This is a genomic window from Bradyrhizobium sp. CCBAU 051011 (assembly GCF_009930815.1).
Taxonomy (GTDB): domain Bacteria; phylum Pseudomonadota; class Alphaproteobacteria; order Rhizobiales; family Xanthobacteraceae; genus Bradyrhizobium.
In genome coordinates, this window is record NZ_CP022222.1 from 19,600 (window position 1) to 35,660 (window position 16,061).

The window sequence follows — 16,061 nt, forward strand, 5'->3', positions numbered from 1 at the left end:
CTCACAACGGCGTGCCGAGTTGGCGTCGGCGCGGAAACAGGACCAGGCCAAGCCCCCAGAATCCCGCGCGCAAGACCAGCGACAGCAGAATGTAGAGCACGGCGACGATGATGTAGGTCTCGAATGCCCGATAGGTGTCCGACTGGATGTAATTGGCAACCGCCGTCAACTCTTCGGCAGATATCTGCGAGCAGACCGATGAGGCGAGCATCAGCAGGACGAACTGGCTGGTCAGAGCCGGATAGACCTTTTCGACGGCGGGCAGCAGGATGATGTGCCAGTAGATCTGGAAGCGCGTGAGCGCGAGGCCTTCGGCCGCCTCGATTTGCCCGCGCGGGATCGCTTCGAAACCCGCCCGCATGATCTCGGCAGTGTAGGCCCCGACATTGATCGTCAGCGCGACCACCGCAACGGTGAAGGCTGACAGTTTCAGTCCGATGCTGGCAAGTCCGAAATAGACCAGGAATAGCTGGACCAGCAGCGGCGTATTGCGGATGGCTTCGACGTAGACTTTGCAGATGCGGGCAATCAGCCGGCTATGGGTGCCGCGGCCCACGGCGGCAAACGTGCCGAGCAGCGCGCCGGAAACTGTTGCGAGGAATGCGAGTTCGAGCGTCAGAATGGCGCCGCCGAGGAAGTTCGGCCACCGTTCCAGCACCGCGGGAAAGTCGAGCTCGATGCTCATCGCAACAGGATCATCCAGTGTTCTGATTGGTCATGCGGTCGTAGACGCGGAACAGAGCCTGATTACCGTTCGCGCCTTCGCCGTGCGCCCGCGCGTCGACATATTGGCTCGTGACGAGTGCGGTTCCGGGCAGTGGCACGTTCAGCGCCTGCGCATGCTCCTGCACCAGCCTGAGGTCCTTGAGCATCAAGTCGATCCGGAAGCCGGCACTGACGTCGCCTCCGATCATTGCCGGTCCGAGCTTGTCCAGCATCCAGGACGAGGCCGAGCCGCCCAACAGAACGCGGCGAAGCAAATCCAGGTCGACGCCGGAGGCGCGTCCCAAAGCGAGCGCTTCACAAATAGCCTGGATGTTGATGCCGCAAATCAGTTGATTGCAGAGCTTGACCGTTTGTCCGGCGCCGGAAGCGCCGACATGGGTGATGGTCGTGCCCATGGCCCTGAAGAAAGGTTCAGCCTTGCCGAAGGCTTCCGCTTCGCCGCCGGCCATGATCGACAGCGCCGCATTCTTGGCGCCGAGGGGGCCGCCGGACACGGGAGCATCGATGAAGCTGACGCCGGCCTGCTTCAGATCGGCATGGACGCGGCGGACCGCGACCGGCGAGATCGTGCTCATGTCCACGATCAGCTTGCCGGGAGGCGGAGCTTTCAGCAGACCGTCCTCGCCGTAGACTACCGCCTCGACATGGGGCGTATCGGGCAGCATCGTGATGACGATGTCGGCGTCGCGCGCGGCGTCTGCCGCATGTTGCGCCCGTGCCGCGCCCTCCTTTGCGATGTTTGCGACGGCGGCCTCGTTGAGATCGAAGGCACGGACCGCGTATCCTGCCTTCAGGAGGTTGCGCACCATTTCCCGGCCCATCGTTCCGATGCCGATGAAGCCGACGCTTCCCTTGCCGTCCCGTCCCATCTGTTCGCTCTCGTCTTCTTGTTGTTCGATTGCGTTGCAGTCAGCGCGACGCCTTTCGGCCGTCGGTCTCGCCGACCAGCGCACGCCTGCGGTATTCATCGCCAATCTCGAAGTGCTTTCGCAGCGTCGCATCCGCTCGTTCCGGATCACGTGCGATAACGGCCTCGAAGATGCGCCTGTGGTCGTCGACCAGATACGTCTTCATCGAAGGGAACGACTGCACGAGCTCACGGCGGCTGCGATGCGAATGCGTCAGGAGACCCGCCAAAGAATTGTGAAGGACGGTCAGCGTTTCCGAATGTGAGGCGAGCACGATCGTGCGGTGAAATTCGAAGTCGGCCATGCCGCCCGCATCGGCCTCGTCGATCGTCGCTTCGATCTGCGCGAGCGCGCGCTGCAGACGTTCGAAATCGGCAATTCCTGCGCGATCACAGGCGAGCCTGATCGCCTGGCATTCGATTGCGACGCGCGCCTGCATCACGTCATCGAGCATGTCCGCCTGCTGGGCGAGCGCGAAGGTGAAGAAGTCATTGAGGACCGAAACATCCGGCCGCGTCACCACGGTGCCGATGCGATCGCGTATTTCGACGATGCCGAGCACGGTCAGCGCGCGCAGCGCTTCGCGAACGATCGGCCGGCTGACGCCAAGCTGGCTTGCGAGTTCGCGCTCGGAAATCAGGCGATCGCCGGGCTTGAGCGACCCTGCGAGAAGTCGCTCCCGCAAGAAGGCAAAAACCTTCTCGAATCCCTTGTCTGGCTCGACAGGCCGCGTGAGTTCCATCCCTGCGTCCATTGATCTGACCCTGGTCAGACCAGTAGGATGACCAGACTCGGGCGTCAAGTCCTTTGATGGCGCAGCGGTACGAGCCCGCCCGCGACGATGCAGGCCTGTCGAGGCTGCAACGAGATCCTGCGTTGCAAAGCCTCGGCGAATTCTTCAAAGATTGGGGCGAGCAGTCGGGCGACCTTGGCGCTACGACCGGCCGTCCAGTGCGCGGCAAGAAAGATGACCTCTCACTTTGCCGACTGTTCTTCGAAAACTTTGACAGATACGTTCGCCACTTGCCGCAACGCTTCGCGATTGGCGCCGGATGACGCCATCACGCCCATGCCGGCGGATACCGCCGACAGATAGCGCGCCAGCGCGGCAGCGTCGGCAGCCGGCTTCAGATCGCCCTCTTCCTTCGCCCTGACGAAGCGCTCGCGCAGCTGATCTTCGGTTAATGCACGACGCGCTGCGAGCTCGAAGGGAACGTTCTCCGAACCGGTACCGCAGGCAAGGCCGCCTTGCACGAGCAGGCAACCGGGCGGATTGTCGGGATCGGTTTGGCTGTCTGCAGTACCCATCAGCATCCGCTCCGCGACGTCGCGGGCGGTTGGCGCGCTCAAAACCTCGTCCATCCAGGCCGCACGTTTGGCCGTGTACCGATCGAGAGCAGCCTTCAAAAGACCTTCCTTATTTCCAAATGCCGCATAGAGACTCGGCGGATTGATGCCCATCGCCTCGGTAAGCTGCGCAATGGTGGCGCCCTCATAGCCATGCCTCCAGAAGACTTCCATCGCCTGATCCAATGCGGCATCGGCGTCGAATTCTCTCGGGCGTCCCATGGCCATTCGCGTTACTCCCTTGAAGCCGACGCCGCTTTTCGCGCGGCGTTCAATTGTCTAACCTTCTGATTTATCGTGATTCTTTTATTTGATTTCCAGTCTTGCGGATGGTGATCTAAGATTTTCGTAGTGGATGGTACATAAGTATCTTGCAGACTGCGGTCCAGCTCCACATCTGTAGCGAACACTACAGTTATGGAGCGCGCAAATGCCCCCACCCGCTAACACCTTCCGTTCCGGCCGTTTCCGACGCGTTGTCGGCGGCCTTGGCATCATCGGCATCATCGTGGCGGCCGGTTCGATCGCGAGCGGCCGCTACTTTTATGCAGCCCAGGCGACCACTGGGACCGCACCCGAACAAGCCGTCTCCGTCACGATCTCGGTAATCGAGCCGCGTCGGACCGCGCTGTGGGATGACTTCTCTGGACGTCTCGAAGCCGTCAATCGCGTCGAGCTCCGCCCACGCGTCGCTGGCGCGATCCTGTCGGCCAATTTTGCCGAGGGCGCGCTCGTGAAAGCCGGCGATGTACTGTTCAAGATTGATCCCGCGCCCTACGCCGCCGAAGTGGATAAGGCCAGCGCGCAGCTCGAGGCAGCAAAGGCGCGTGCGATCTTCACTGCCAGCGAAGTCGAGCGCGGCGCGCAGCTCGTCGGCAACGCCGTCGTCACGCGGCGCGATTTCGATCAGCGCGACAACGCCAATCGCGAAGCGATCGCCAATGTGAAGGCCGCCGAAGCGACGCTGCAGACTGCAAAGCTCAATCTCGACTACACCGAGGTCCGCGCGCCCGTCGATGGCCGCGTCGGCAAGATCGAGGTGACCGTCGGCAATCTAGTGACCGCAGGGACTGCCTCGCCGGTCCTGACCTCTCTGGTTTCTGTCAATCCGATCTATGCGAGTTTCGATGCCGACGAAGAGATCGTGCTGCGGGCGCTGAATTCCATTGCAGATAGTTCGGGCAAGCGCGGCAATCTTGATCAAATACCCGTCGAGATGACCACCTCCGGCGGCACCTCGGCCAAAGGCCATATCCAGTTGATCGATAACCAGGTCAATGGTCAGAGCGGCACGATACGCGTCCGCGCAGTATTCCAGAACGGTGATGGCCGCCTTATCCCGGGTCAGTTCGCGCGCGTCCGGATGGGCCAGCCTCAGCAACAGACACTGGTGATGATCGACGAGCGAGCGATCGGCACCGACCAGGATAAGAAGTTCGTTATGGTGGTCAGCAACGACAACCGTGCGGTCTATCGCGGAATAACGCTTGGTGGCTCCGTCGATGGACTCCGCGTCGTAACGGGAGGCCTGAAATCCGGCGACCGCATCGTCGTCAACGGCCTGCAGCGGGTACGCCCGGGTGCGCTCCTGAAGACAGAAATTGCGCAGATGGGCTCGCGCGGGCCACAGCAAGCATCGAACGACAGCAGCCAGCAAATCGTGCAGCGCTAACTACCCGCAGCGCTTGGGGCATAGCAATGAATCTCTCAAAGTTCTTCATCGACCGGCCGATCTTTGCCGGCGTGCTTTCCATCGTGATCTTCCTGGCCGGCCTGATCTCGCTCTTTGCGATGCCGATCTCGGAGTATCCGGACGTCGTACCGCCCTCCGTGGTGGTGCGCGCGACCTACCCCGGCGCCAATCCGAAGGTGATCGCGGAAACAGTGGCAACGCCGATCGAAGAGCAGATCAATGGCGTCGAGAACATGCTCTACATGAGCAGCCAGGCGACCACCGACGGGGCGATGACGCTGACAGTGACGTTCCGCCTCGGCACCGATCCCGACAAGGCGACACAGCTTGTGCAAAACCGCGTGCAGCAGGCAGAGCCGCGCCTGCCGGCGGTAGTTCGCCAGCTCGGCATTATTACCAAGAAGAGCTCGCCCGACCTCACCATGGTGGTGCACCTGCTGTCGCCGAACAATCGTTACGACATGACGTATCTCCGCAATTACGCGGTGCTGAACGTCAAGGACCGTCTGGCGCGGATCGACGGCGTCGGTGATGTCCAGCTCTACGGCGCCGGCGACTACTCGATGCGCGTCTGGGCCGATCCACAAAAGGCCGCCGAGCACGGCCTGACCGCGAGCGACATCGTGAGGGCGATCCAGGCCCAGAACGTCGAGGCCGCCGCCGGCGTGGTCGGCTCCTCGCCGAGCGTCAAGGGCATCGACCTTCAGATGTCGGTCAACGCCGAAGGTCGGCTCGCAAGTGAGGAGCAGTTCGGCGACATCGTGGTCAAGACCGGTTCGCGTGGCGAGGTGGTACGGCTCCGCGACGTCGCACGCATCGAATTAGGTGCGTCCGAATACGGCCTGCGCTCGCTGCTCGATAACAAGCAGGCGGTGGCGATCCCGATCTTCCAGGCACCGGGCTCCAACGCGCTCCAGATCTCCGACCGCGTCCGCGCCACCATGGCCGAGATCAAGAAGAACATGCCCGAGGGCGTATCCTACCAGATCGTCTACGACCCCACACAGTTCGTACGCTCGTCGATCGAGGCGGTGATCCACACGCTGCTGGAAGCGATCGTGCTGGTGGTGCTGGTGGTCATCCTGTTCCTCCAGACCTGGCGGGCTTCCATCATTCCGCTCCTGGCTGTGCCGGTGTCGATCGTCGGCACATTCGCCGTGATGCACGTGTTCGGCTTCTCCATCAATGCGCTCAGCCTGTTCGGGCTGGTGCTCGCAATCGGCATCGTCGTCGACGACGCCATCGTCGTGGTCGAGAATGTCGAGCGCAACATCGAGGCCGGGCTGTCGCCGCGAGACGCTACCTACCAAGCAATGCGGGAAGTCTCCGGCCCCATCATCGCGATCGCACTGGTCTTGATTGCCGTATTCGTTCCCCTCGCCTTCATCTCCGGCCTCACCGGGCAATTCTACAAGCAGTTTGCGCTGACAATCGCGATCTCGACCGTAATCTCCGCGATAAACTCCCTGACGCTGTCGCCGGCGCTGTCGGCGTTGCTGCTCAAGGGCCACAATGAGCCGAAGGACAGGCTGACCCTCGTTATGGAAAAAGGGCTCGGCTGGTTCTTCCGCGGCTTCAACCGCGCCTTCGGGCGCGCTTCGGATAATTATGGCAGCAGCGTCTCCAAGGTGATCTCCGGCAAGGCGGCGGTGATGGGCGTCTATGTGCTCTTGGTCGGCCTGACCGCCCTGCTCTTCCAGCAGGTGCCGAGCGGCTTCGTTCCGGGTCAGGACAAGCAGTACCTTGTCGGCTTCGCTCGCCTGCCCGACGGGGCCACGCTCGACCGCACCGAAGACGTCATCCGCAAGATGAGCGACATCGCGCTGACGCAGCCAGGTGTCGAAAGCTCGGTGGCGTTCCCAGGCCTGTCGATCTCCGGCTTCACCAATTCCTCCAACGCCGGCATTGTGTTCTCGACGCTGAAGCCGTTCGACGAGCGCAAGGATCCCTCGTTGAGTGGCCTCGCGATTGCCGCCGAACTGAACAAGAAATATGCCGGGATCCAGGAAGCCTTCATCGCCATGTTCCCGCCGCCGCCGGTCAACGGGCTCGGCACCATCGGCGGCTTCAAGCTCCAGATCGAGGACCGCGCCGGCCTCGGCTATGACGCGCTGAACGAGGCGACCAAGGCGTTCATGGCCGCGATGCAGAAGGCACCGGAAATCGCCGGCGTGTTCTCGAGCTTCCAGGTCAACGTGCCACAGTTGTTCGCCGACATTGACCGTACCAAGGCCCTGCAGCTTGGCGTGCCCGTGACCGAGGTCTTCAACACGCTGCAGATCTATCTGGGCTCGTACTACGTCAACGACTTCAACAAGTTCGGGCGCACCTATTCGGTCCGTGTGCAGGCCGACGCGCCGTTCCGTGCGCGGGCTGACGATATCAGGCAATTGAAAGTGCGCTCCGCATCCGGCGACATGATCCCGCTCTCAGCACTGCTGAAGATTCGCCAAAGCGCCGGGCCCGAGCGCGCGATCCGTTACAACGGTTTCCTGTCATCCGACATCAACGCCGCCGCAGCGCCCGGCTATTCCTCGGGACAAGCGCAGGCCGCCGCCGAGCGCATCGCCGCCGAAGTACTGCCGCCGGGCTTTGCTTTCGAATGGACCGACCTGACTTATCAGGAGTTCATCGCAGGCAATTCCGGCATTTGGGTCTTCCCGCTGGCGATTCTGCTGGTGTTCCTGGTGCTGGCAGCGCTCTACGAGAGCCTGACCTTGCCCCTCTCGATCATCATGATCGTACCAATGGGGCTGCTTGCTGCGATGTTCGGCGTCTGGATCTCGAAGGGCGACAACAACGTCTTCACCCAGATCGGGTTGATCGTGCTGGTGGGATTGTCCGCCAAGAACGCAATCCTTATCGTCGAATTCGCGCGCGAACTGGAGTTCGCAGGCCGTTCGCCGATCCGGGCAGCGATCGAGGCGAGCCGCCTGCGGCTGCGTCCGATTCTCATGACCTCGATGGCGTTCATCATGGGCGTCTTGCCCCTGGTGCTCTCGACCGGTGCCGGGTCGGAAATGCGCCGAGCTATGGGTGTCGCCGTTTTCGCTGGCATGATCGGCGTTACGGTGTTTGGCTTGTTCCTGACACCTGTGTTCTACGTTCTGTTGCGCACCGTCACGGGACTGAAGCCACTGACAAACCATTCCGCCAATGGAGCGACCGGTCACGCGCCGGAGCCCAGCCGCTGATGCAATGTCGGGGTTGCCCGGAAGCGGGCCATCTGGCGGGCACTATTGCAAGTGCTTGAAAGGCTTGGTGGGCGCACCAGGGCTCGAACCTGGGACCCGCTGATTAAGAGGCGTATGATCTTGTCGGAAAATCAATGTCCATTCCGACAAATGTGTCGTCCAACCTGCATTGGATTCGCAGTGGGTTTTCTCTTTGTCGGAATGACAGTCTGATCACCGAGGGACGATCAGACTGCAGTCTCTCGAGTCAGGCTTCGTGCAGAGCGAAACCCCACTATCGTGGAAGCTGCAACCCAACGCGATTTCAGCGCTGGACGTGGGCTGTGGTGCGCTCGGAGGGCGGAGAAGATGTTAGCAACTTCAATAACTTGGCGAGATGAGGCAAAGGCGAGGTGCATTTCCCGCCTATAGGTGCTTTTCAAGCCCAGTGCCAAGCTGAACTAACTAAATCGGGCGCGACGCCGATTCAGTACGCGCGCCTCGCAATCGACCCTGCAATCGGAGCAGTCCTCCGGGGACGACATTTGTGGACTGTGCCGCTATTTTGAGAAGCACCAAAGCGAAGGCACCCGTTTACGCTACGTGCCACCAAGAATTCGGCCAGTAACAACCGGGGCCGGGGCAAGCAGCAGCCAATGAACCGGGCCTGGGCTGGCTCGGCGCTTCTATATGAATCCATGGAGACATCATGCGGGTGGTGATTTGCGGAGCCGGCGTGATCGGAGCCTGCACCGCCTACTTCCTCGCTCGCCGCGGCATCGACGTCATCGTGGTGGAGCGGACCGAAGTGGCTGCGGCGGCGTCCGGCAAGGCCGGCGGATTTCGGGCGCTCGACTGGTCCGCTGGCACTCCGCTCGATGCGCTGGCGCGCCGCAGCTTTCACCTCCACGCCGCCCTACCTGACGAGATTGCGGGCGATTGGGCCTACCAGCGCATAACCGCCTATAGCGGGCTCGTCGTCCCCGATTGCCGCCCTCCTCCCGCTTCCCGCACAAGTTACTGCCTTTAAGGGATTTTCCTGTCGAATGTTGTGCGAACTACGGTCCTAACCCACGATTGCTTCAACCCGGCGCAACCCTACTGGACGGTAGAATAGATCGTCCGCTGCTCGGAGCGCGAGGTTGCGCAAGATCCATCCTGGTCACTGGCTCGCATTCGGCAAGGACAAGAACCGTAATTTCAAGCCCGTTGGCTTTGTGATCCCGATCATGCCCTGGCGACGCAGGTCGGCACCCTCACCACTTATAGACAAACGTTTAACGCCGACCATACCCTGGGGGCTTGGCACTGGTTTGCCCGCTTCCGCCGCCCGCCGCGCCCCGGCGTCCCCACGGCTAGCGCGAAGATCGCCTGGAACGGCAGAGATGGCGATCTCCAGCAGGACATCCTCGCTTGCTTGCCAGGTGTCGTGGGGGTCGAGTTCATCGTCCGGGAGTCGGCATCATGACCGCGGCCACCGCAAGACAGGTGCGAACCGCCGGCCAGGAAATTACTGCCGTTCGGCAAGGATAAGCCGTGACCGAAACCACCGACCTGACGCGCCGCCTATTCGACCACGTCACTACTATCGGCACGCTCGACTTGCGCGGCTGGTGCGATTTCTGGTCGCGTTTGGCGGGCCTGCGCGGGCAACCAATCTCATCGCCCGGATATGAGACTGAGAGCGTTTCGGAGCGCCAGAACCCGGTCGTCAGCGGTGGCGTTCCAACGCCAATTGATGCTTTCCCCGGACGCAGGCTGCTCCAAGGCCAACCGAAGGGAGAACTCCATGAAGGCCATCGCACTGGGCGTATTCGGTGCCGCGCTGTTCGCGTCCGCCGCTTTCGCCGCGCCCGTCAACGCGACGACGATCAACTCCGTCGAAGTCTCCAACGTCGATCTGGTCGACCTGATCTGCAACGAGTATTATGGGCGCTGCTGGCGGACCCGGGGACCGCGCCATGTCCTGCGCTATTACTACGACCCCAGCTACTTCCCCGGCCGGGGCTACAACTACTACGCTGGCCCCGGCTACTACGATCGCTCCGGCTACAGCAGACCAAGGTTCATCATTCGCGGCTGGTAGCAAGGACGCAAAGGGCCGCTCTCTGGTGGGGCCTTTCTTACGGACAGTCGCTTCCAGACCGCCTGCAGAAGGAGACAGCGAGGATCGTCCAGACCGCGATCGAGTTCCCACCGATGCAGAAAGGGCAAGCTTCAATCTCGCGGGTGAAGGCGACAGATCGAGAGGGCGATGCGGCCCGCAAGGAAATCAATTTCAACTGCGTCGCATATCATCAGCCCCGGTCGTCATGTAGGCGTCAAGTTCGAGCTTGTCTCAACCATCATACCGCACGGACGCTCGGCCTCCCGGTGCCGCTGTCGCTGCTCGCGCCCGCCGACGAGGTGATCGAACGAGTGGCGCTGCACGAGTCCGGAACATTCGTCACCCTCACGCCAGCGGGCGCGGAGTTGTTCGCTTAGCTACGTCCGCCCAGCACAACCGATCCATCCGAACGCCAGCCGGCCGGTTGCAACCGTTGCGAATTCCGGGATTTGATTTCTTTTCCGGAGGCAATGATGTCGACCTTCGTCGCCCTCATTGTGGAGGATGATCCGTTCCAGCGGACGTGCCTGGCCGACCTTCTGAAAAGCGAGGGGCTTGAGGTGGTCGAGTGTGACAATGGAGAGGTCGCGGAACTTGTACTAGCTACAACAGGCACTGAATTCCGCGCGCTGGTGACCGACATGCAGCTTGGTGGAGGGATGTCCGGCGCCGAACTTGCGCAGTAAGCCAAGCGCAAATTCCCGAACCTCAACGTCGTGATGGTCTCAGGACACAGCGCGCCCTTGGTCCTGCACGAAACCCACTTTCTTATGAAGCCCTATGAGCCACAGCAGCTATTGGACGCGGTGCTGAGGTGAGCGGCCCGTCGTCGGGGTTTTGTCTCGTGGAGCCGCTTTTCCTAAAAACGCTCTCTCGGAATGATTTTCGCAACCCCACCGATTGTTGTCGCACCTCGCACATTGCATCGCGGCCTTAAAACGAGTGAAGGGCCCCCGCGGCGGGCTGGGGCCCTTCTTGGTTACGCACCCTGGGGGGACACGGTGCGAACATTTGTCAACCCACCACCTGCATTCGCGTTCCTAACGGCCGAGCCGACGCTCGACCCGCTTGCGGCTGCTGCCGACCTTCTTGACCGCCTTCTTTACAGCGCTCGCGGACTTCTTTGCCTTCTTCGCCGTGTAGCGCACCTCGTAATCCTGCCCACCGGCGACCCGCGCTCCGTCCTGCTTGCGACCGCGTCTGGATTTCTTCTTTGCCTTTGCCATCCTGCAATACCTCCCGTTGCGAGTGGGCAACGCGTCATGATGTGCCGGGTTCCTGTTCTCCCGCCGGAACGATTCAGCTCAGGTCAATTTGAATCCGTATTGAGTGGAGTTCATTATGCGTAGCTCTAGTTGGACGCCGTCGATCGTCCCGAACGACAACGTTGAGACGGTTTACTTGGTGGCGGATGATCTCGGTCGACTAGGCCGCGCCTGGCGTGAAGCCGATTGCGAAACTGCCGACCTCGAGACGGTCCTCGGGGATCTGCTTACCGGCCAATACAGCAATCCAATTCGCATTGTCGCCTTCAATACCGCCGAGCATTGGGCGGAAGATGTTTCCGAAGACGTCGCGCGCGAATTGCGCCGCCGCTGCGATCTGCAGATGCGCGAGCTTCCCCATACGATTTCTGATTTCGTCGAACGGCACGATGTCCGCGATCGGCGTCAGCTGACCCTCCGGCTGGTATGAATCAGACCGTTCATGAACCTAACGACGTTTTTGCGCGTTCTGCTCGTTACGGGCGACAAGCAAGACCAACAAGGGACAACTGAAATGCGCAACTTAATCTTTGGTGCAGCAAGTGCGCTTGCTCTTGCTTCTCCGGCCGTGGCGTCCGATCTGCCCGTAACCAGCTACAGCGAAAGCTATGCACGATCGTACGAGTACCGGACTTCTCCGCCGGTTGTTGTCGAGGAATCGGCTCCAATCGTTTCCGAGACTCTGGTGGTCCGCCGCCCCGTCATCGTAGCGCCGCCGCGAGTGGTGGTTGAAGAATATCCGGTGTATGCGGCACCGCGTGTATATGCGTACGAGGGTCCGGGTTGGCGTGGCGGATGGGGTCATCGACGTCACTTCCACGGTGGATGGTAAAGTCCCGGAATTAGCTGCCGTCGCTGCGATTTGCAGACGTGCAAGCTTCCCGCTGCGAACTCTGATTTCGGCGGCAGCGGCAGTTGACCGTTCGGCTGCTCTGATCAGACTCGCATTTTGCCTGCGGTTGCCTATTTATCCCGCATGTCTAAATCTGCGTTCGATCCCTGCATTCCGACGCGCGGGACCAAGGTCCCCGATCGGCCGGAATGCCTTCAGAGATCAGGCACGATGGCTATCGACTAATGGTTCAACGTGAAGGCAAGCGAGTGCGTCTGCGGAGCCACATGATGAAGCGACATCCAGGAACACCTTCTCCCGAGAGATAGCTGCGGATGCCGAGCACATGCGGCGAGCAAGCGAAGCTTCGTATCTTCGCATGCTAGATGCGGATACGAAAGGTGCTGATTGGCGGGAAGTTGCGCGAGTCGTGCTTCATCTTGATCCAGAACATGAATCTGATCGCGCTCGAACGGCGTTCGACAGCCATTTATCGCGCGCAGATGAATGAGCACGGTTACCGGCACCTGCTATGTGGTGGTGCCTCCGCTTAGAGCGACCCTGAGCCAGCGGCGGCTCCTGACAAAGCGCATAAGAATGTCGAATCGGGTGGATCAAGTTCACGGGAAAACGTGGCAACTTTTTCGTTGCGACCGAATTGACTTTAGGAGCGGCATTCTTGGAGCTCAAAATGGGTGAGGGATTTCCGCTGAGGGTTGCGGTTGATCAGGCTTGCTCCTCGAAGTGTTCGACCGGACGTTGGCGGCGATTGCAAGTCCATTGCAGCGGGTATCGCAGCGTCGGTTCGATATGTGTTTAATTAACGGTCTTGAGGTTAACTAATGGCCGATACTGACAGCCTGAAACTCATCGGACTTGCTTTTGCAATCGTGACATTTGCCGTCGTCACGGCGGCGGTGGTTGCGAATGTTGATGCTGAGGGGCTGGACGTGCAATCGACATTCGTTGCGGGGTAATCCGGAAACTTCCTGTGCCGGCGCTTCGAGGAACGGCCATGGAATACAAAGCCATTCAGTTTGAAATCATTCAGACGACAAATCCATGTTGCTGGAAATGGGTCGTCTTTCTCGATGCCACCAAAACGCGGACTGGCATCGCGCTTACACGGGCCGACGCCGTGTTGGATGCCGAATTCGCCATCGAGAAAGCGGTGGAGAGCAGACAACGCTGCCTCAAGCAATAGCGGCTTCAGCGCCGTGCGAAACGATATCGAAGCCGGCGTAGCTCGTTAGGAACCTTGCATTCTGTTCGGCATTTTCATGACATGCCAAGGTACTATTTCAACGTGCATACCGTGCGCCCAAGCGCCGGCGACTTGGGCCGAGAATCCCGATAATGAAGCCGCTTGGAGACGCGCCACGGTCATCGCTGGCGCAGCTACCGCTCTTCGAGCGCAAAGCGCATCTCAAAAAGTTGATCGAGAAGACGGCCACCAATTCCGCGAAAGCTTCAAGGTCGACGGCAAGGAGATGTTCGCCCACGCCTGCAAAGTCGGGCTGGAAGGCGTCGTCTCCAAGGTCCGCGATAGCCGCTACCCATCAGGCGCGGCCGCGAATGGGTGAAAAAGACCTGTGCTCAGCGCGAGACACTGACCATCGCGGGCTTTGCCTTCGATGGCTACGATTGGGATGGCATCTTGTCGGCCGCCGCAAGGGCGATGACCTGATCTACGCTGGCAAGGTCGACCACGGCTTCGACAAGAACTCATCCGCCGAGCTGCGCAAGCGCCTGACACCCTTGATCCGCAGAACCCAGCCCTACACGAAGCGGATCGCGCACAAGGGCATCTGGGTGGAGCCGGAGCTGAACGCCGAGATCGAGTACCGCGCCAAGTCAGCCGAGGGAAAGGTTCGCCATCCCTTCTTCAAGTGCCTGCGGGGGGACCTGTGATGGACGATTTCGATCGCTTCTGGCAATGGGCAAACAAACCCCTCGACAGCGGGCTGGCTATTCCGGCCGACATTCATCACGCGGTCACGTCGCTGCCGCTGGAAGCGCGGCGCGACCGCGCCAAGGTCAATGAGGCCGTGCGCATCGTGCAAGAGACCGGACATACTGCGCTACATCGCCCGTGAATCCAGGATCTCAACGGCCGGGGATCGCTGCACCAACACTAGGACAGACGGGCCACGTTCGCCGCGACATGTTTGCGGTAGAAATCGATCACGTCGGCCGTCTTTTTGCCACCTAAAAGCATCGAACCCGCTTCAAAAGCAGCATCGACCTTTTCGCTGACCATCAAGCTGGTTTCTTCTGCGGCGTTCACTGTGCCAGCGGCGATACTCTGAAGGCGAATACCGATCACGTTACTGCACTCCACGGCCAACATAAGGGCCGGATACCACGGGTAAAAAACCATCTCGCTGTCTCCTCACAGAAATGCTGCGTGTGCTAACCGTGAGGAGCGGTAATGGTTGCTGTGTTCACTAATGCGCATGTGGTCAATTTTGACCATCGCGGACATCGTCCCGAGTATTCTCCGTCCATCACCGCACTGTATCGGGCTGTTATCGGTGACTGAGAGTACCTGCGCTCCGGCCTTCCCAAGGAATAGAGCATCGCTATGCAGAATCAACTGCGACGACGCTGATGGGGTCGTTCGGAACCGGCGCTGCCGCCGAAACGTTGCACAACATTGTTCTTGAAAGGTTTCGGCGATAGCAACCAAGTATCAATCGCGAGACCCATTCCATCAGGAGCTCGACCACATGCATTGGGGGTGTTGAGATGGACCGTAAAGGAGGTGTATCGCCGGACCGCGTAATCAATGCCATTCCTCTCGCGACGGCAGACTGCCGCCCGCGCAGCCTAGCGTGATGGTGGCAACAACCATATCCAGCAAACTGAGCGCGGGGCTTCTTCTCTACCGCTTACGGGGCGGTGGCATCGAAGTCCTGCTCGGTCATCCCGGAGGACCCTTCTGGCGCAAGAAGGACCTGGGATCGTGGTCGGTTCCAAAAGGCTTGATCGCCGCGGGTGAAACTCCCCTCGCCGCAGCAAAGCGCGAGTTTGCGGAAGAAACTGGTCACCGTCCGCGCGGCAAGTCTGTGTCGCTGGGCCAGTCGAAGCAGCCAGGAGGAAAGATCGTTCACGTATGGGGTGTTGAACAAGACTGGGACGCCGCCGATCTCAAGAGCAATATGTTCGAGATGGAATGGCCGCCGCAATCCGGGCGGCGTCAGATGTTTCCCGAACTCGATCGCGCCGCATGGTTTGAAATTGAGGAGGCTCGCGCGAAAATTTTGAAGGGGCAAGCGGTTTTCCTCGACCGTCTGCTGGCAGCTATCGCAGACAGTTGACCTACGGCCGCGCAAAGCATCATCAATGTTGCTAGGCCTTCATCTGGAGCAGATACGTTAGGAGTAGGCCATGGCTTTATCGGTCGACTGGAATTCCGTGTTTGTGCCGGCAATAGGACTTGCAGAGATCGTTGTTCGCGGCAGCCTCAGGTATCTTGGGCTTTTCGTCATCCTCCGCTTCATGGCGCGACGCCAGGCGGGACATTTCGGGCCTGCTGACCTCCTGGTCATCGTTTTGATCGCCGATGCCGCTCAGAATGGGCTTGGAAAAGAGTACAGCTCGGTAACCGAGGGTCTCGCGCTCGTTCTGACGATCGTTGCGTGGGGTATCTTCTGGACTGGATCGCCTGGCGCTTTCCAGCGACACAGCCGTATCTGAAGCCGCCAAGCCTTACGCTGATTCGTGACGGCAGGTTGATTCCGCAGAACCTGCGCAAGGAAATGATTACCGAAGATGAACTGAAATCGCAGCTGCGCGAACAGAGTGTCGACAACTACGAGGACATCAAGCTGGCTACGCTAGAAGGCGACGGACGGCTCAGCGTTTTGAAAAGGCAAAGCGTATAGTTTTCTGCAGTGCCGGGCCGGATCCCGGAGCTCGCGCGGTTCATTCCCCCTGCCCGCGCATTCGACAAGTACGTCTATTCGCCCCTGACGGGCAGCGATCTGCATCAACAGCTTCGCAGCGCC

Annotated in this window: 18 protein-coding genes and 1 pseudogene; 13 read left to right on the forward strand and 6 right to left on the reverse strand. The window is 60.4% G+C overall.

Going from position 1 to position 16,061, the window contains the following annotated elements; genetic code table 11:
* Window position 1 precedes the first annotated feature (1 nt).
* The 4 genes from ACH79_RS00100 to ACH79_RS00115 all read right to left on the reverse strand — a co-directional run bounded on the left by ACH79_RS00100 (window position 2) and on the right by ACH79_RS00115 (window position 3,209).
* Window positions 2-685 carry an amino acid ABC transporter permease gene (locus tag ACH79_RS00100; protein ID WP_161849209.1) on the reverse strand — a complete coding sequence of 228 codons (684 nt, stop codon included), beginning with the start codon at window positions 683-685 and terminating at the stop codon, window positions 2-4.
* Window positions 686-695: 10 nt separating this feature from the next.
* Window positions 696-1,595, reverse strand: coding sequence for an NAD(P)-dependent oxidoreductase (locus tag ACH79_RS00105; RefSeq protein WP_161856142.1), 900 nt, complete (start codon window positions 1,593-1,595; stop codon window positions 696-698).
* Between the two features lie 40 nt (window positions 1,596-1,635).
* Window positions 1,636-2,376, reverse strand: coding sequence for a FadR/GntR family transcriptional regulator (locus ACH79_RS00110; protein ID WP_161849210.1), 741 nt, complete (start codon window positions 2,374-2,376; stop codon window positions 1,636-1,638).
* 233 nt (window positions 2,377-2,609) lie between these two features.
* Complete coding sequence (locus ACH79_RS00115) at window positions 2,610-3,209, reverse strand: TetR/AcrR family transcriptional regulator (protein ID WP_161849211.1); 600 nt, start codon at window positions 3,207-3,209, stop codon at window positions 2,610-2,612.
* Window positions 3,210-3,411: 202 nt separating this feature from the next.
* Here ACH79_RS00115 and ACH79_RS00120 point away from each other — a divergent pair, with 202 nt between their 5' ends.
* The 6 genes from ACH79_RS00120 to ACH79_RS43525 all read left to right on the forward strand — a co-directional run bounded on the left by ACH79_RS00120 (window position 3,412) and on the right by ACH79_RS43525 (window position 10,640).
* Window positions 3,412-4,653 carry an efflux RND transporter periplasmic adaptor subunit gene (locus ACH79_RS00120; RefSeq protein WP_161849212.1) on the forward strand — a complete coding sequence of 414 codons (1,242 nt, stop codon included), beginning with the start codon at window positions 3,412-3,414 and terminating at the stop codon, window positions 4,651-4,653.
* Window positions 4,654-4,679: 26 nt separating this feature from the next.
* Window positions 4,680-7,868, forward strand: a complete 3,189-nt coding sequence (locus tag ACH79_RS00125; RefSeq protein ID WP_161849213.1) for an efflux RND transporter permease subunit — start codon at window positions 4,680-4,682, stop codon at window positions 7,866-7,868.
* A gap of 688 nt (window positions 7,869-8,556) precedes the next feature.
* Window positions 8,557-8,877, forward strand: a complete 321-nt coding sequence (locus ACH79_RS00130) for an FAD-dependent oxidoreductase (RefSeq protein WP_246738357.1) — start codon at window positions 8,557-8,559, stop codon at window positions 8,875-8,877.
* Between the two features lie 759 nt (window positions 8,878-9,636).
* A complete protein-coding gene (locus tag ACH79_RS00135; RefSeq protein WP_161849214.1) occupies window positions 9,637-9,933 on the forward strand; it encodes a hypothetical protein in 297 nt (98 codons plus the stop codon).
* Between the two features lie 113 nt (window positions 9,934-10,046).
* Window positions 10,047-10,331: a hypothetical protein gene (locus ACH79_RS00140; RefSeq protein WP_161849215.1), complete on the forward strand. Its 285-nt coding sequence runs from the start codon at window positions 10,047-10,049 to the stop codon at window positions 10,329-10,331.
* 96 nt (window positions 10,332-10,427) lie between these two features.
* Entirely contained in the window at window positions 10,428-10,640 is a 213-nt protein-coding gene (locus tag ACH79_RS43525; RefSeq protein ID WP_246738358.1) for a response regulator, read from the forward strand.
* Window positions 10,641-10,994: 354 nt separating this feature from the next.
* Here the strand turns inward: ACH79_RS43525 and ACH79_RS00150 are convergent, their stop codons facing one another.
* Window positions 10,995-11,180: a DUF3606 domain-containing protein gene (locus ACH79_RS00150; protein WP_161849216.1), complete on the reverse strand. Its 186-nt coding sequence runs from the start codon at window positions 11,178-11,180 to the stop codon at window positions 10,995-10,997.
* A gap of 103 nt (window positions 11,181-11,283) precedes the next feature.
* On the opposite strand from ACH79_RS00150, the gene ACH79_RS00155 reads away from it, so the two are divergent.
* The 5 genes and pseudogenes from ACH79_RS00155 (at window position 11,284) to ACH79_RS00170 (ending at window position 14,147) form a co-directional block, all read left to right on the forward strand.
* Window positions 11,284-11,649, forward strand: coding sequence for a hypothetical protein (locus ACH79_RS00155; RefSeq protein ID WP_246738359.1), 366 nt, complete (start codon window positions 11,284-11,286; stop codon window positions 11,647-11,649).
* Between the two features lie 1,244 nt (window positions 11,650-12,893).
* Window positions 12,894-13,028, forward strand: coding sequence for a hypothetical protein (locus ACH79_RS44700; RefSeq protein ID WP_256380298.1), 135 nt, complete (start codon window positions 12,894-12,896; stop codon window positions 13,026-13,028).
* A 38-nt stretch (window positions 13,029-13,066) separates the two neighbouring features.
* A complete protein-coding gene (locus ACH79_RS00160; RefSeq protein WP_161849217.1) occupies window positions 13,067-13,255 on the forward strand; it encodes a hypothetical protein in 189 nt (62 codons plus the stop codon).
* A gap of 185 nt (window positions 13,256-13,440) precedes the next feature.
* A pseudogene (locus tag ACH79_RS00165) lies at window positions 13,441-13,962 on the forward strand (DNA ligase); the annotation flags it as partial.
* On the forward strand, window positions 13,962-14,147 hold the full coding sequence (locus tag ACH79_RS00170) for a hypothetical protein (RefSeq protein ID WP_161849218.1): 186 nt from the start codon (window positions 13,962-13,964) through the stop codon (window positions 14,145-14,147). The pseudogene ACH79_RS00165 and the gene ACH79_RS00170, both read left to right, overlap by 1 nt.
* 38 nt (window positions 14,148-14,185) lie before the next feature.
* Here the strand turns inward: ACH79_RS00170 and ACH79_RS00175 are convergent, their stop codons facing one another.
* A complete protein-coding gene (locus ACH79_RS00175; protein WP_246738360.1) occupies window positions 14,186-14,431 on the reverse strand; it encodes a hypothetical protein in 246 nt (81 codons plus the stop codon).
* 457 nt (window positions 14,432-14,888) lie between these two features.
* Here ACH79_RS00175 and ACH79_RS00180 point away from each other — a divergent pair, with 457 nt between their 5' ends.
* Together ACH79_RS00180 and ACH79_RS43535 are read left to right on the forward strand one after the other, a co-directional pair.
* Window positions 14,889-15,371, forward strand: coding sequence for an NUDIX domain-containing protein (locus tag ACH79_RS00180; protein WP_202639151.1), 483 nt, complete (start codon window positions 14,889-14,891; stop codon window positions 15,369-15,371).
* A gap of 321 nt (window positions 15,372-15,692) precedes the next feature.
* Window positions 15,693-15,938: a DUF421 domain-containing protein gene (locus ACH79_RS43535; protein WP_246738361.1), complete on the forward strand. Its 246-nt coding sequence runs from the start codon at window positions 15,693-15,695 to the stop codon at window positions 15,936-15,938.
* Window positions 15,939-16,061: the final 123 nt, after the last annotated feature.

Coding starts and splice junctions, on each gene's coding strand:
- ACH79_RS00150 (WP_161849216.1), bottom strand. CDS start 11,180: ATGGCAAAGGCAAAGAAGAAATCCAGACGCGGTCGCAAGCAGGACGGA.
- ACH79_RS00180 (WP_202639151.1), top strand. CDS start 14,889: ATGGTGGCAACAACCATATCCAGCAAACTGAGCGCGGGGCTTCTTCTC.
- ACH79_RS00120 (WP_161849212.1), top strand. CDS start 3,412: ATGCCCCCACCCGCTAACACCTTCCGTTCCGGCCGTTTCCGACGCGTT.
- ACH79_RS00125 (WP_161849213.1), top strand. CDS start 4,680: ATGAATCTCTCAAAGTTCTTCATCGACCGGCCGATCTTTGCCGGCGTG.
- ACH79_RS00110 (WP_161849210.1), bottom strand. CDS start 2,376: ATGGAACTCACGCGGCCTGTCGAGCCAGACAAGGGATTCGAGAAGGTT.
- ACH79_RS00170 (WP_161849218.1), top strand. CDS start 13,962: ATGGACGATTTCGATCGCTTCTGGCAATGGGCAAACAAACCCCTCGAC.
- ACH79_RS00160 (WP_161849217.1), top strand. CDS start 13,067: ATGGAATACAAAGCCATTCAGTTTGAAATCATTCAGACGACAAATCCA.
- ACH79_RS44700 (WP_256380298.1), top strand. CDS start 12,894: ATGGCCGATACTGACAGCCTGAAACTCATCGGACTTGCTTTTGCAATC.
- ACH79_RS00130 (WP_246738357.1), top strand. CDS start 8,557: ATGCGGGTGGTGATTTGCGGAGCCGGCGTGATCGGAGCCTGCACCGCC.
- ACH79_RS00135 (WP_161849214.1), top strand. CDS start 9,637: ATGAAGGCCATCGCACTGGGCGTATTCGGTGCCGCGCTGTTCGCGTCC.
- ACH79_RS43525 (WP_246738358.1), top strand. CDS start 10,428: ATGTCGACCTTCGTCGCCCTCATTGTGGAGGATGATCCGTTCCAGCGG.
- ACH79_RS00100 (WP_161849209.1), bottom strand. CDS start 685: ATGAGCATCGAGCTCGACTTTCCCGCGGTGCTGGAACGGTGGCCGAAC.
- ACH79_RS00140 (WP_161849215.1), top strand. CDS start 10,047: ATGCAGAAAGGGCAAGCTTCAATCTCGCGGGTGAAGGCGACAGATCGA.
- ACH79_RS00115 (WP_161849211.1), bottom strand. CDS start 3,209: ATGGCCATGGGACGCCCGAGAGAATTCGACGCCGATGCCGCATTGGAT.
- ACH79_RS00175 (WP_246738360.1), bottom strand. CDS start 14,431: ATGGTTTTTTACCCGTGGTATCCGGCCCTTATGTTGGCCGTGGAGTGC.
- ACH79_RS00105 (WP_161856142.1), bottom strand. CDS start 1,595: ATGGGACGGGACGGCAAGGGAAGCGTCGGCTTCATCGGCATCGGAACG.